We start from the raw sequence: 14,304 nt of genomic DNA, 5'->3' as shown, positions 1-14,304 counted from the left end.
TGGGAGGACGCGTGGAGACGATGTGGTCCGAGCACCGGGGGACTTCCGCGACGGGCCCGGCGGGTGCCGCTGATGCCCAGTAGCCGCACCGCGCCCCGCCCGCCCGGCAGGAGACCCCCCGCCTCCGCCGTCCGGCCCCCCGCCGACACGGCACTGCACCGTCTGCACGCGCGGGCGCGCAAGGCCTGGGACCGGCCGCTGACCGCGTACTACCTGATCCTCGGCAGCAGTCTGCTGATCACCGGGCTCGGTCTGGTGATGGTCTACTCGGCCTCCCAGATCACCGCGCTGCAGATGTCGCTGTCGGGGTCGTACTTCTTCCGCAAACAGTTCCTGGCCGCCGTGATCGGCACGGGGCTGCTGTTCGCGGCCTCCCGGATGCCGGTGCGGCTGCACCGCGCGCTGGCCTACCCGATCCTGGCCAGCTCGGTCTTCCTGATGATGCTCGTGCAGGTTCCGGGGATAGGGGTCGCGGTCAACGGCAACCAGAACTGGATCTCGCTGGGCGGCTCCTTCCAGATCCAGCCCAGCGAGTTCGGCAAGCTCGCGCTGGTGCTGTGGGGCGCCGACCTGCTCGCCCGCAAACAGGACAAGCGGCTGCTGACCCAGTGGAAGCACATGCTGGTGCCGCTGGTCCCGGCGGCCGGACTGCTGCTCGGACTGATCATGCTCGGCGGCGACATGGGCACCGCGATCATCCTCACCGCGATCCTGTTCGGCCTGCTCTGGCTGGCCGGTGCGCCGACCCGGATGTTCGCCGGGGTGCTCGGCATCGCCGCCCTCATCGGCACCGTCCTGATCAGGACCAGTCCCAACCGCATGGCCCGGCTCGGCTGCCTGGGCGCCACCGACCCCGGCCCCGACGACTCCTGCTGGCAGGCGGTGCACGGCATCTACGCGCTCGCCTCGGGCGGGTTCTTCGGTTCCGGGCTCGGCGCGAGTGTGGAGAAATGGGGCGAACTGCCAGAAGCCCACACCGACTTCATCTTCGCCATCACCGGTGAGGAACTGGGCCTGGCGGGCACACTGTCGGTGCTCGCCCTGTTCGCGGCTCTAGGCTATGCGGGTATCCGCGTGGCCGGACGCACGGAGGACCCCTTCGTGAGGTATGCCGCGGGAGGCGTGACCACCTGGATCACCGCGCAGGCGGTGATCAACGTCGGTGCGGTGCTCGGTCTGCTGCCGATCGCCGGTGTCCCGCTCCCGTTGTTCTCCTACGGAGGGTCCGCCCTGCTGCCGACCATGTTCGCCATCGGGTTGCTGATCGCCTTCGCGCGCGAGGACCCCGCTGCGCGGGCGGCCCTCGCCATGCGGCAACCTCGCTTTGGTAGAAAGCGGGCCGGAGGCCCTCGGGCCGCCAGGAGATGGAACACGATGCGACGGCGTGCCCCTCGGGCGCGTACGTCCGGAGAGCGGTGAATTTCGGTGCATGTCGTCCTCGCCGGTGGAGGGACCGCCGGCCACATCGAGCCCGCGCTCGCCCTCGCGGACGCCCTGCGCAGGCAGGACCCGACCGTGGGGATCACGGCCCTGGGCACGGAACGCGGACTCGAGACACGTCTCGTTCCCGAACGTGGCTACGAACTCGCGCTGATCCCCGCCGTCCCCCTGCCGCGCAAACCCACCCCTGAGCTGATCACGGTCCCGGGCCGGCTGCGCGGCACGATCAAGGCGGCCGAGCAGATCCTGGAGCGCACCAAGGCCGACGCCGTGGCCGGCTTCGGCGGTTACGTGGCGCTGCCCGCCTACCTGGCCGCCAAGCGGCTCGGTGTGCCCATCGTCATCCACGAGGCCAACGCCCGTCCGGGGCTGGCCAACAAGATCGGTTCGCGGTACGCGGCCCAGGTCGCCGTCTCCACCCCGGACAGCAAGCTGCGCGGCGCCCGGTACATCGGCATCCCGCTGCGCCGCACCATCGCCACCCTGGACCGGGCCGCCGTACGCCCCGAGGCCCGGGCCGCGTTCGGGCTCGACCCCAACCTGCCCACGCTGCTGGTCTCCGGCGGCTCGCAGGGCGCCCGGCGGCTCAACGAGGTCGTCCAGCAGGTGGCCCCCTGGCTCCAGCAGGCCGGCATCCAGATCCTGCACGCCGTCGGCCCGAAGAACGAACTGCCGCACGTGCAGCAGATGCCGGGGATGCCCCCCTACATCCCGGTAAGTTACCTGGACCGGATGGACCTCGCGTACGCCGCGGCCGACATGATGCTCTGCCGCGCGGGCGCGATGACCGTCGCCGAACTCTCCGCCGTCGGGCTGCCGGCCGCCTACGTCCCGCTGCCCATCGGCAACGGCGAACAGCGGCTGAACGCCCAGCCGCTGGTCAAGGCCGGCGGCGGCCTGCTGGTCGACGACGCGGACCTGACCCCCGACTGGGTCCGGGACACCGTCCTGCCCGTGCTCGCCAACCCGCACCGGCTGTACGAGATGTCGCGCGCGGCCGGTGAGTTCGGCCGCCGGGACGCCGACGAGCTGCTCGTCGGCATGGTGTACGAGGCGATCGCCTCGCGCCGTTAGCACCGTATGACGAAAGGGCAGGAGCGTGGCCGGACCCACCACCGCCGAACGCGGCGAACGGCACCAGCCGAAGAAGTCCGGCCCGCCCCGGCCGCCCCTGCGGCGGCGGCTGCCCCGCCGCCGCACCCTCGTCCTCCTCACACCGGTCGTGCTGGTTCTCGGCACCGGTCTCCTCTGGCTCCTCTACGGTTCCCCGTGGCTGCGCGCCGAGCGGGTCTCCGTCTCCGGCACCCGGGTGCTCACCCCGGAGCAGGTGCGCGCGACGGCCCGCGTGCCGCTCGGCGACGCGCTGCTGTCGGTCGACACGGACGCGATCGAGGCGCGGCTGCGCGCGGAATTGCCCCGTATCGACACCGTCGACGTGTCCCGCGCCTGGCCGCACGGAATCACGCTGAAAGTCACGGAGCGTGTCCCGGTTCTCGTGATCGGGAATACGGGCGCGACGGGGGCGACGGGCGCGACGGGGACGACGGAAAAGGGGGACGGCGAAAGCGGTAAAGATGATAAAGCGAGAAAATATGTCGAAGTGGACAAAAAGGGCGTCCGCTTCGCCACTGTCTCCCGCGTTCCCCGTGGCACGCCCCGGCTGGAATTGACCGTGGCCCGCGGCGCCTCCGCCCGCCGCTTCGGCACCGCGCGGCTGACGCGCGCGGCGGTGGACGTGGCAGGCGACCTCCCGGCCGAGGTGGCCCGCGCCACCCGCACCGTCAAGGTCCGTTCCTATGACTCCGTCACGCTGGAGTTGGGCGGCGGCCGCACCGTGCTGTGGGGCAGCGCCGAACAGGGCCGCGTGAAGGCCCGCACCCTCACCGCGCTCATGAAAGCGGCGCCGCGCGCGCGGCACTTCGACGTGAGCGTCCCCACCGCCCCGGCGTCATCGGCGAGTTGACGCACATCCGCGCAGGCCAGCACCCTGGTTGGGCAGCGCTACGGCTGATCACATAGGGTGAAAAGAAAAACGGGAGGTTCGGCGTGTTCGTTGAACGCGCGCCACTTGTCGACTTAGTGTCCTGTTCAGAAGACTTCAAGGAACAGACATACTGGTAACCCTAAACTTCAGCGTTAGGGTTCGGGTCGGCGTTCGGACCGTCCCATTCGGCATCAGTCGTCGGATCGCGGAGCCGGCAGTGCTCCGGCGATGCGACGACACGTAACTCGAGGCGAGAGGCCTTCGACGTGGCAGCACCGCAGAACTACCTCGCAGTCATCAAAGTCATCGGTGTCGGCGGCGGTGGTGTCAATGCCATCAACCGGATGATCGAGGTCGGTCTCAAGGGCGTCGAGTTCATCGCCATCAACACCGACGCGCAGGCGCTGTTGATGAGCGACGCCGACGTCAAACTCGATGTCGGCCGCGAACTCACCCGCGGACTCGGCGCCGGAGCCAACCCGGCCGTCGGCCGCAAGGCCGCGGAGGACCACCGCGAGGAGATCGAGGAGGTCCTCAAGGGGGCCGACATGGTCTTCGTGACAGCCGGTGAGGGCGGCGGCACCGGCACCGGCGGCGCGCCCGTCGTGGCCAACATCGCCCGCACGCTCGGCGCCCTCACCATCGGCGTGGTCACCCGGCCGTTCACCTTCGAGGGCCGGCGCCGCGCCAATCAGGCGGAGGACGGCATCGCCGAACTCCGCGAAGAGGTCGACACCCTCATCGTCATCCCCAACGACCGCCTGCTGTCCATCTCGGACCGCCAGGTCTCGGTCCTGGACGCCTTCAAGTCGGCCGACCAGGTCCTGCTCTCCGGTGTCCAGGGCATCACCGACCTCATCACCACCCCCGGCCTGATCAACCTCGACTTCGCCGACGTCAAGTCGGTCATGTCGGAGGCCGGTTCGGCGCTCATGGGCATCGGCTCCGCCCGCGGCGACGACCGCGCGGTGGCCGCGGCCGAGATGGCCATCTCCTCGCCGCTGCTCGAAGCGTCCATCGACGGCGCCCGGGGCGTGCTGCTCTCCATCTCCGGCGGCTCCGACCTCGGCCTGTTCGAGATCAACGAGGCCGCCCAGCTCGTCAGCGAGGCCGCCCACCCCGAGGCCAACATCATCTTCGGCGCCGTCATCGACGACGCGCTCGGCGACGAGGTGCGGGTCACCGTCATCGCCGCCGGGTTCGACGGCGGTCAGCCGCCGTCCAAGCGGGACACCGTCCTCGGCTCCTCCTCGGCCAAGCGCGAGGAGCCCGCCCCGGTGCGGCAGGCGGAGAGCCGCCCGTCCTTCGGCTCGCTCGGCAGCGTCACGCCCAAGGAGGCCGCGCCGGAGCCCGCCCCGGAGCCGGTGCACGACCTGCCGGCCGGCCCGCCGGTCCCGCCGTCGCGGACCTACTCGGACAGCGCCGCCGAGGAACTGGACGTTCCGGACTTCCTCAAGTGATAGGTCCCCTCGACGCTCCCGACCCGAGTGGCGCCCACTTCGCCTTCACCGACCGGTGGGGCGGGGTGAGCGCCGCTCCGTACGAGGAGCTCAACCTCGGCGGCGCCGTCGGTGACGACCCCGACGCCGTACGCGCCAACCGCGAACTGGCCGCGAAGTCCCTGGGGATCGACCCCGGCGCCGTCGTCTGGATGAACCAGGTCCACGGCGCCGACGTCGCCGTCGTCGACGGCCCCTGGGACAGCGGCACCGCCGAACTCCCCGCCGTCGACGCGCTCGTGACCACGCGCCGCGGCCTCGCCCTCGCCGTCCTCACCGCCGACTGCGTGCCCGTCCTGCTCGCCGACCCCGTCGCCGGGGTCGCCGCCGCCGCGCACGCCGGTCGGCCCGGCATGGTGGCGGGCGTCGTCCCCGCCGCCGTACGCGCCATGACGGCACTCGGCGCCGAACCTTCCCGGATCACCGCCCGCACCGGCCCCGCCGTCTGCGGCCGCTGCTACGAGGTGCCCGAGGCCATGCGCGCCGAGGTCGCCGCCGTCGAGCCCGCGGCGCACTCCGAGACGAGTTGGGGTACGCCGGCGCTCGACGTGGCCGCCGGGGTGCACGCCCAGCTCGAACGACTCGGCGTACGCGACCGTACGCGCTCCACGGTGTGCACCCGGGAGTCGCGGGACCACTACTCCTACCGCCGCGACCGCACCACGGGGCGGCTCGCCGGCTATGTCTGGCTGGACTGAAGGAACATGACCGACCGCAGGGCTCAACTGGCAGCGAACCTGGCACAGGTTCAGGAGCGCATCGCCGCCGCGTGCGCGGCCGCGGGGCGTGCGCGGGAGGAGGTGACCCTGATCGTGGTCACCAAGACCTACCCCGCGAGCGACGTGCGCCTCCTGGCCGAACTCGGCGTGCGGCACGTCGCCGAGAACCGGGACCAGGACGCGGCCCCCAAGGCCGCCGCATGTTCGGATCTGCCGCTCACCTGGCACTTCGTGGGTCAGTTGCAGACCAACAAGGTGCGTTCGGTGCTCGGTTACGCCTCACTCGTACAGTCCGTCGACCGCGCCCGGCTTGTCACGGCACTCTCCCGGGAGGCCGCGCGGACCGGCCGCGAGGTGGGCTGCCTGCTCCAGGTCGCGCTGGACGCGGGGGAGAGCGGACGGGGCGAACGCGGCGGCGTCGGACCCGACGGCATCGGGGAGTTGGCCGCCCTGGTGGACGAGGCCCCGGGGCTGCGGCTCGACGGACTGATGACCGTCGCGCCGCTCACCGGGGAGTACGCGGGACGTCAACAGGCGGCGTTCGAGCGGTTGATGGATTTGTCGACCGTACTGCGCGAGACACATCCTGCTGCGAACATGGTCTCCGCGGGGATGAGTACGGACCTCGAACAGGCCGTGGCGGCCGGAGCGACACATGTACGCGTCGGCACTGCGGTACTCGGAGTCCGCCCCGGGCTCGGGTAACGTCGCCAGGAAGTCGGACCACAGCAGAAAATATGGTCATTACCGCTGGTAGGCGGGCGTAACGACCTCGTGGATCGCGGGCACTTGGCAAGTCGTCAGTGGATCCACCACAGAGCGGAGGACTCGGAGCATGGCCGGCGCGATGCGCAAGATGGCGGTCTACCTCGGCCTCGTGGAGGACGATGGGTACGACGGCAGGGGTTTCGACCCCGACGACGACTTCGAACCGGAACTCGACCCGGAGCCCGAACGTGAGCGCCGTCGGCACGAGCCGTCACACCAGTCACTTCAGTCGCAACGGGACGAATCGGTACGATCCGTACAGTCGCCCGCGCCGCGCGACCCGCTGCCCCATGCCGCTCCGCTTCCCGCGGAATCCGGACGTCCGGCACGCATCGCGCCCGTGGCATCCATCACACAAGAACGCGCCAGCCTGGAGAAGAACGCACCGGTGATCATGCCCAAGGTCGTGTCGGAACGAGAGCCGTACCGCATCACGACACTGCACCCGCGGACCTACAACGAAGCCCGTACCATCGGGGAACACTTCCGTGAGGGCACCCCGGTGATCATGAACTTGACCGAGATGGACGACACGGACGCGAAGCGACTTGTCGACTTTGCGGCCGGTCTGGTGTTCGGTCTTCACGGCAGCATCGAGCGGGTGACGCAGAAGGTCTTCCTGTTGTCTCCTGCTAACGTCGATGTCACGGCGGAGGACAAGGCCCGCATCGCAGAGGGCGGGTTCTTCAACCAGAGCTGAGAAGCAAGGCCCGGCAGGACCAGGAATGACGCAGGAGCAGGGGAGAGGGACGCACGGATCATGGACGTGGTGGTGCAGGTCGTCTACGTCGTGCTGATGTGCTTCCTTGTGGTGCTCATCTTCCGGTTGGTCATGGACTACGTCTTCCAGTTCGCCCGCTCATGGCAACCCGGCAGGGCGATGGTGGTCGTCCTCGAGGCGACCTACACTGTCACCGATCCACCGCTGAAGCTCTTGCGGCGGTTCATCCCGCCGCTGCGTCTCGGGGGCGTGGCGCTCGACCTGTCCTTCTTCGTACTGATGATCATCGTCTACATCCTGATCTCCCTCGTGGGTGGTGCACTGGGATGAGCGTGGACGACATGGGCCTGCCGACTGCCGACGACAACGTTGAGGTGAAGAAATGCCGTTGACCCCCGAGGACGTGCGGAACAAGCAGTTCACGACCGTCCGCCTCCGAGAAGGCTATGACGAGGACGAGGTCGATGCCTTCCTCGACGAGGTCGAAGCCGAGCTGACCCGGCTGCTGCGCGAGAACGAGGACCTGCGCGCCAAGCTGGCCGCGGCCACGCGCGCCGCCGCGCAGAACCAGCAGAACATGCGCAAGCCCCCGGAGGGTCAGGACGGACCGCCGCACCAGGGCGGCCCTCACCAGCAGCAGGGCGGGCCCCACCAGGGTGGACCGCACCAGCAGGGCGGTCCCCACCAGCAGGGGCACCCGCAGCAGGGACACCCCCAGCAGGGGCACCCGCAGCAGCAGCACCCGCAGCAGGGCATGCGAGGTCCCGGCGCTCCGGTACCCGCCGGCATATCGGGCCCGCCGCAGCAGCAGATGGGTGGCCCCATGGGTGGTCCGCCCCAGCTGCCGAGCGGTGCCCCGCAGCTGCCCGCCGGCCCCGGTGGCGGGCAGGGCGGCCCGCAGGGTCCCGGCCCGATGGGTCAGGGCCCCGGTCCCATGGGCCAGGGACCGATGGGCGGCCAGCCGCCCATGCAGCAGATGGGTGGCCCCATGGGCGGTCCGATGGGTGGCCCGATGGGCGGTCCCATGGGCGGCCCCGGTCAGGGCCCCGGTGGCGACAGCGCGGCCCGTGTCCTCTCGCTGGCCCAGCAGACCGCCGACCAGGCGATCGCCGAGGCCCGCTCCGAGGCCAACAAGATCGTCGGCGAGGCGCGTTCGCGTGCCGAGGGTCTGGAGCGGGACGCCCGTGCCAAGGCCGACGCCCTGGAGCGGGACGCGCAGGAGAAGCACCGCGTCGCGATGGGCTCTCTGGAGTCCGCCCGCGCCACGCTGGAGCGCAAGGTCGAGGACCTGCGCGGCTTCGAGCGCGAGTACCGCACGCGGCTGAAGTCCTACCTGGAGTCGCAGCTGCGTCAGCTCGAGACCCAGGCCGACGACTCGCTGGCTCCGCCCCGTACCCCGGCCACGGCCTCCCTGCCGTCGCCGTCGGCGCCGTCCATGGCTCCGGCGGGCGCGAGCGCCCCGTCCTACGGCGGCAACCAGTCGATGGGTGGGCCGCAGGGGCCCTCGGGGCCGTCCTACGGCGGGCAGCAGCAGATGACGCCGGCGATGACGCAGCCGATGGCGCCGGTGCGGCCGCAGGGCCCGTCTCCGATGGGTCAGGCCCCCTCGCCGATGCGCGGATTCCTGATCGACGAGGACGACAACTGAGCGCGGTGTAGTCACGCGGCGAGCCGTCGGCAGGCTCGAAAGGCGGTCCCGGAGGGTTCCCCTCCAGGGCCGCCTTCGCGTTGTGCGGAAGGGGGTCTGCGGTGGGGGAAGCGGGGCCGGCGGACCGCTTGGTTCGCCCCCGCCGCCCCTTCCCGTTCCCGTCCCCCGGGGCTCCGCCCCCGGACCTCCAAAAGATCGCGCAGTTCCCCGCACCCCTGACAGGGGCGCGGGGAACTGCGCGAGAAGCCCCGTCCACCCGCATGTCCGGGGTCAAAGGGGCAGCGCCCCTGAAGGGACGGGAGGGGCAGGGGCGGCGGGGGCGGGGGCGGGGAAAAAGGCCCCGCCCCCGGAGGGTCACGCCTTGCGGAGGCGGAACGTGAGGGTGAGGGACTCCTCCGTGAACGGGGCGCCGAACGACCCGTCGCCCTCCCCACGCACGAACTCCGTCGCCAGCACCTCGTCCGCGATCAACCCGGAGTGCTCCGACAGCGCCGCCACCACCCCCGGCTCCACCGCGTCCCACCGCAGCACGATCCGGTCCGCCACGTCCAGCCCGCTGTTCTTCCGCGCCTCCTGGATCAGCCGGATCGCGTCCCGTGCGAGCCCGGCCCGGCGCAGCTCCTCGGTGATCTCCAGGTCCAGCGCGACCGTCGCCCCGGAGTCCGAGGCCACCGACCACCCCTCGCGCGGGGTCTCCGTGATGATCACCTCGTCCGGCGCCAGGGAGATCCTCTCGCCGTCGACCTCCACCGACGCCGTGCCCTCGCGCAGCGCCAGCGACAGCGTCGCCGCGTCCGTCCCCGCGACCGCCCGGGCCACGTCCTGCACCCGCTTGCCGAACCGCTTGCCCAGCGCCCGGAAGTTGGCCTTGGCCGTGGTGTCCACCAGCGACCCGCCGACCTCGCTCAGCGACGCCAGCGACTCGACGTTGAGCTCCTCCGTGATCTGCGCGTGCAGCTCGCGGTCGAGGGACTCGAAGCCGTTCGCCGCGATCAGCGCCCGTCGCAGCGGCTGCCGGGTCTTGACGCCCGACTCCGCGCGCGTGGCCCGGCCCAGTTCGACCAGCCGCCGCACCAGCACCATCTGCTGCGACAGCTCCGGGTCGATCGCGGTCAGGTCCGCCTCCGGCCAGGAGGACAGGTGGACGGACTCGGGCGCGTCCGGCGTCACCGGCACGACCAGGTCCTGCCACACCCGCTCGGTGAGGAACGGGGTCAGCGGGGCCATCAGCTTCGTCACCGTCTCGACGACCTCGTGCAGCGTGCGCAGCGCCGCCTTGTCGCCCTGCCAGAACCGGCGCCGGGAGCGGCGCACGTACCAGTTCGACAGGTCGTCGACGAACGCGGAGAGCAGCTTGCCGGCGCGCTGGGTGTCGTACGCCTCCAAGGACTGGGTCACCTGGTCGGTGAGCGCGTGCAGCTCGCTCAGCAGCCAGCGGTCGAGCAGCGGCCGGCCGGCCGGGGCGGGGTCCGCCGCACTCGGCGCCCAGCCGGACGTACGGGCGTACAGGGCCTGGAAGGCGACCGTGTTCCAGTAGGTCAGCAGCGTCTTGCGGACGACCTCCTGGAGGTTGCCGTGACCGACCCGGCGGGCCGCCCAGGGGGAGCCGCCGGCCGCCATGAACCAGCGGACCGCGTCGGCGCCGTGCTGCTCCATGAGCGGGATCGGCTGCAGGATGTTGCCCAGGTGCTTGGACATCTTGCGGCCGTCCTCGGCCAGGATGTGGCCCAGGCAGACGACGTTCTCGTACGGCGACTTGTCGAACACCAGGGTGCCGACGGCCATCAGCGTGTAGAACCAGCCGCGGGTCTGGTCGATCGCCTCGGAGATGAACTGTGCCGGGTACCGGCTCTCGAACAGCTCCTTGTTCTTGTACGGGTAGCCCCACTGCGCGAACGGCATCGAGCCCGAGTCGTACCAGGCGTCGATGACCTCGGGCACGCGGGTCGCCGTCTGTCCGCAGCCGTCCTGGGGGCAGGCGAAGGTGACGTCGTCGATGTACGGGCGGTGCGGGTCGAGCCCGGACTGGTCGGTGCCGGTCAGCTCGGTGAGCTCCGCGCGGGAGCCGATCACCGTGAGGTGGTCCTCCGCGCAGCGCCAGATGGGCAGCGGGGTGCCCCAGTAGCGGTTGCGGGACAGCGCCCAGTCGATGTTGTTGTTGAGCCAGTCGCCGTACCGGCCGTGCTTGACCCGCTCCGGGAACCAGTTGGTCTTCTCGTTCTCCTGAAGGAGCCGGTCCTTGGCGGCGGTGGTGCGGATGTACCAGGACGGCTGGGCGTAGTAGAGCAGCGCGGTGTGGCAGCGCCAGCAGTGCGGGTAGCTGTGCTCGTACGGCAGGTGCCGGAAGAGCAGGCCGCGCTCCTTGAGGTCCTCGGTGAGCTTTTCGTCGGCCTTCTTGAAGAAGACGCCGCCGACCAGCGGGACGTCCTCCTCGAACGTGCCGTCGGGGCGCACCGGGTTGACGACGGGCAGCCCGTAGGCCCGGCACACCTTGAGGTCGTCCTCGCCGAAGGCGGGGGACTGGTGGACCAGACCCGTACCGTCCTCGGTCGTCACGTACTCCGCGTTGACGACGTAGTGCGCGGGCTCGGTGAACTCCACCAGCTCGAAGGGGCGCTGATACGTCCAGCGCTCCATCTCGGCGCCCGTGAAGGACTGTCCGGTGAGCTCCCAGCCCTCGCCGAGCGCCTTGCCCACCAGGGGCTCGGCGACGACCAGCTTCTCCTCGCCGTCGGTGGCGACGACGTAGGTGACACCGGGGTGGGCGGCGACGGCCGTGTTGGACACCAGGGTCCAGGGCGTCGTCGTCCACACCAGGAGCGCGGCCTCGCCGGCCAGCGGGCCGGAGGTGAGCGGGAAACGGACGTAGACGGACGGGTCGACGACCGTCTCGTAGCCCTGGGCGAGCTCGTGGTCGGACAGGCCTGTGCCGCAGCGCGGGCACCAGGGGGCGACGCGGTGGTCCTGGACGAGCAGGCCCTTGTCGTAGATCTCCTTCAGCGACCACCAGACCGACTCGATGTACTCGGGGTCCATCGTGCGGTAGGGGTCGTCGAGGTCGGTCCAGTACCCCATGCGGGTCGTGAGCTCTTCGAAGGCGTCGGTGTGGCGGGTCACCGACTCGCGGCACCTGGCGTTGAACTCGGCGATGCCGTACGCCTCGATGTCCTGCTTGCCGGTGAAGCCGAGCTCCTTCTCGACCGCCAGCTCGACGGGGAGGCCGTGGCAGTCCCAGCCGGCCTTGCGCCCCACGTGGTAGCCGCGCATGGTGCGGAAGCGGGGGAAGACGTCCTTGAAGACGCGGGCCTCGATGTGGTGGGCGCCCGGCATGCCGTTGGCGGTGGGCGGGCCTTCGTAGAACACCCATTCGGGGCGGCCCGCGGACTGTTCCAGGCTCTTGGCGAAGATCTTCTGCTCGCGCCAGAAGTCGAGCACCGCGTGCTCGAGCGCGGGCAGGTCGACCTGGGCGGGCACCTGGCGGTACGTCGGCGCTGTCATCAGCGTGATTCCTCCAACGGACTTGCTGCCTTCCGTCGGAGGGACGAGAGCCACTCGTGCGTACGCCGTGTGCGGCGGGCTCCCGCGGTACCACCCTCCTTGGCCCGCCGGTGCACCCTGCGCCCCGGTGGGCCCCCTCATTGGGGTCGCGATGCCGGGTCTACTCGCCGTCGCCGGTCCCGGTGACGGGGCCCGCTGCGGGTTTCTTCCGGCGGCTCCGGGGTGATCTTCGCGTCGCGCTCACCCCCGGGCTCCCACCGTCCCCGGGTCGCTCTGGGCTGCGTACGCCGCTACTCGTCCCCATCCACGCTTCTCGCTGCGCCCAGTGTACGGCGCCGCACCGACAGCGGCCGACCGGATTACGGGACGGTCCGGGCCCGCGCTCACCGGCCGCGCGGGGTGACCCGAACGGCACCGGAGCGGCGTCCTGATTCCGCGGCGGGGCGCCGGGCGGATTACCCGGCCAGGAGCTGGGCACAACGCTTTCATGCTCGCCGCCCGGCGCCCGCAGGGCGGATCTCACCGGCATGCCCCGTTGCCGGGGGTCACAAGTCGATTTATCGTCCCAGCACGATTCGTGAGCCGGCCGGACCACTCCCGGGAACAGGTGTGGTCATGACGGCGAAGCACCCGGCACCACACGACCCGAACCACCCCGCGACGCAGACGGGAGCCCACGGTGGTTGCTAAGAAGACTCCTGGCACGGCCACGGCGGCGAAGGACCCCACCGCCGTGCCCAAGGCGCGGCTCGCCGCGGCGGAACCCGGTGAACTCGCGGTACGCCCGGGCGAGGACCCCTGGACACCCGACGAGGTCGCGGAGGCCCGGGTCGAACTGCAGTCCGAGCTGATGCGGCTGCGCACCGAACTCGACTCCTCCGGACGGGCGCTCGCCGGCCTGATGCGCGACTCGGGGGACGGCGCCGGCGACGACCAGGCCGACACCGGCACCAAGAACATCACGCGCGAGCACGAGCTGGCCCTCGCCGCCAACGCGCGCGAGATGCTGGAACAGACCGAGCGCGCCCTCGACCGCCTCGACGCGGGCACCTACGGCCTCTGCGAGAACTGCGGCGACCCCATCGGGAAGGCCCGCATGCAGGCCTTCCCGCGGGCCACACTGTGCGTGGAGTGCAAACAGAAGCAGGAACGCCGTTTCTGAGGTCCGCCTGGACGCCGGGCGCGAGGGCGACGTGTCGTACTCTCGTCCTCAGTCAGGTACCTAGGTTGAGGGATTCACGTGGCAGAGGCGGAGCGCATCATCGGTACGCCGGACATCCCGGAGGCGGCGGGGACCGGGCCCGAGGAGGCCCGTGACCGGGCCGCCGCGCGTCCCGCCCCGCCGTCCGCCGACGCACGGCCGGCCGAGGACGCCACGCGGCCGGTCGGCGACGTCATGCGGACGGACGGCTCCACACAGGCGGAGAGCGGCTCCACGCGGGCCGGTGCCCCCGCCGACGCCGAGGGCGAGCCCGGCGGGGCCGCTGCCGCGGCACCCCGGGGCCGGCGGCGGATCGCCGTGCTGTTCTCCGTGGCCGCGTTCGCCTACGCCCTCGACCTGGTCAGCAAGCTCGTCGTGGTGGCCCGGCTGGAGCACCACGCCCCCGTGCGCCTCATCGGGGACTGGCTCCAGCTGGAGGCGATCCGCAACGCGGGCGCCGCCTTCAGCTTCGGCGAGGCGTACACCGTGATCTTCACGGTGATCGCGGCCGCCGTGATCGTGGTGATCGCCCGCCTCGCCCGCAAGCTCTACAGCGTGCCCTGGGCGATCGCCCTCGGGCTGCTGCTCGGCGGCGCGCTGGGCAACCTCACCGACCGCGTGTTCCGCGCGCCCGGCGTCTTCAAAGGCGCGGTCGTCGACTTCATCTCCCCCAAGCACTTCGCCGTCTTCAACCTGGCGGACTCGGCGATCGTGTGCGGCGGCATCCTGATCGTGCTGCTGTCGTTCCGCGGCCTCGACCCGGACGGCACCGTCCACAAGGACTGAGGGCCGCCGTTTCCCGGAGTTTTCCACAGGCTCGTGCGGG

The 14,304-nt window shown here is 71.1% G+C and carries 12 protein-coding genes; 11 read left to right on the top strand and 1 reads right to left on the bottom strand.

Annotated elements, in window-relative coordinates; genetic code table 11:
- Positions 1-72 precede the first annotated feature (72 nt).
- The 9 genes from ftsW (at position 73) to QFZ64_RS09585 (ending at position 8,779) form a co-directional block, all read left to right on the top strand.
- A complete protein-coding gene (gene ftsW, locus QFZ64_RS09625; RefSeq protein ID WP_307064390.1) occupies positions 73-1,419 on the top strand; it encodes a putative lipid II flippase FtsW in 1,347 nt (448 codons plus the stop codon).
- A 6-nt stretch (positions 1,420-1,425) separates the two neighbouring features.
- Entirely contained in the window at positions 1,426-2,514 is a 1,089-nt protein-coding gene (murG, locus tag QFZ64_RS09620) for an undecaprenyldiphospho-muramoylpentapeptide beta-N-acetylglucosaminyltransferase (protein ID WP_307064389.1), read from the top strand.
- 25 nt (positions 2,515-2,539) lie between these two features.
- Positions 2,540-3,403 (top strand): cell division protein FtsQ/DivIB, encoded by an 864-nt coding sequence (locus tag QFZ64_RS09615; protein WP_307064387.1) that lies wholly within the window; start codon positions 2,540-2,542, stop codon positions 3,401-3,403.
- A 287-nt stretch (positions 3,404-3,690) separates the two neighbouring features.
- Positions 3,691-4,884 (top strand): cell division protein FtsZ, encoded by a 1,194-nt coding sequence (gene ftsZ, locus QFZ64_RS09610; RefSeq protein ID WP_307064384.1) that lies wholly within the window; start codon positions 3,691-3,693, stop codon positions 4,882-4,884.
- On the top strand, positions 4,881-5,621 hold the full coding sequence (gene pgeF / locus QFZ64_RS09605) for a peptidoglycan editing factor PgeF (RefSeq protein WP_307064382.1): 741 nt from the start codon (positions 4,881-4,883) through the stop codon (positions 5,619-5,621). The genes ftsZ and pgeF overlap by 4 nt, the downstream gene beginning before the upstream one ends.
- Before the next feature lie 6 nt (positions 5,622-5,627).
- The gene (locus QFZ64_RS09600) at positions 5,628-6,347 is read left to right on the top strand and encodes a YggS family pyridoxal phosphate-dependent enzyme (protein WP_307064380.1); all 720 of its coding nucleotides are present in this window, start codon (positions 5,628-5,630) and stop codon (positions 6,345-6,347) included.
- A 130-nt stretch (positions 6,348-6,477) separates the two neighbouring features.
- Entirely contained in the window at positions 6,478-7,110 is a 633-nt protein-coding gene (locus tag QFZ64_RS09595; protein WP_307064378.1) for a cell division protein SepF, read from the top strand.
- 60 nt (positions 7,111-7,170) lie between these two features.
- Positions 7,171-7,461, top strand: coding sequence for a YggT family protein (locus QFZ64_RS09590; protein ID WP_307064376.1), 291 nt, complete (start codon positions 7,171-7,173; stop codon positions 7,459-7,461).
- A gap of 52 nt (positions 7,462-7,513) precedes the next feature.
- A complete protein-coding gene (locus QFZ64_RS09585) occupies positions 7,514-8,779 on the top strand; it encodes a DivIVA domain-containing protein (protein WP_307064373.1) in 1,266 nt (421 codons plus the stop codon).
- 354 nt (positions 8,780-9,133) lie between these two features.
- On the opposite strand, the gene ileS is transcribed toward QFZ64_RS09585, so the two are convergent.
- The gene (ileS, locus tag QFZ64_RS09580; RefSeq protein WP_307064371.1) at positions 9,134-12,277 is read right to left on the bottom strand and encodes an isoleucine--tRNA ligase; all 3,144 of its coding nucleotides are present in this window, start codon (positions 12,275-12,277) and stop codon (positions 9,134-9,136) included.
- Between the two features lie 679 nt (positions 12,278-12,956).
- On the opposite strand from ileS, the gene QFZ64_RS09575 reads away from it, so the two are divergent.
- Both QFZ64_RS09575 and lspA read left to right on the top strand, forming a co-directional pair.
- Entirely contained in the window at positions 12,957-13,439 is a 483-nt protein-coding gene (locus QFZ64_RS09575; RefSeq protein ID WP_307064368.1) for a TraR/DksA family transcriptional regulator, read from the top strand.
- Positions 13,440-13,517: 78 nt separating this feature from the next.
- The gene (gene lspA, locus QFZ64_RS09570) at positions 13,518-14,264 is read left to right on the top strand and encodes a signal peptidase II (protein ID WP_307064366.1); all 747 of its coding nucleotides are present in this window, start codon (positions 13,518-13,520) and stop codon (positions 14,262-14,264) included.
- Positions 14,265-14,304: the final 40 nt, after the last annotated feature.

This window comes from Streptomyces sp. B3I8 (assembly GCF_030816915.1).
Classification (GTDB): Bacteria; Actinomycetota; Actinomycetes; order Streptomycetales; family Streptomycetaceae; genus Streptomyces.
This window is presented reverse-complemented; position numbering and strand designations above follow the sequence as displayed.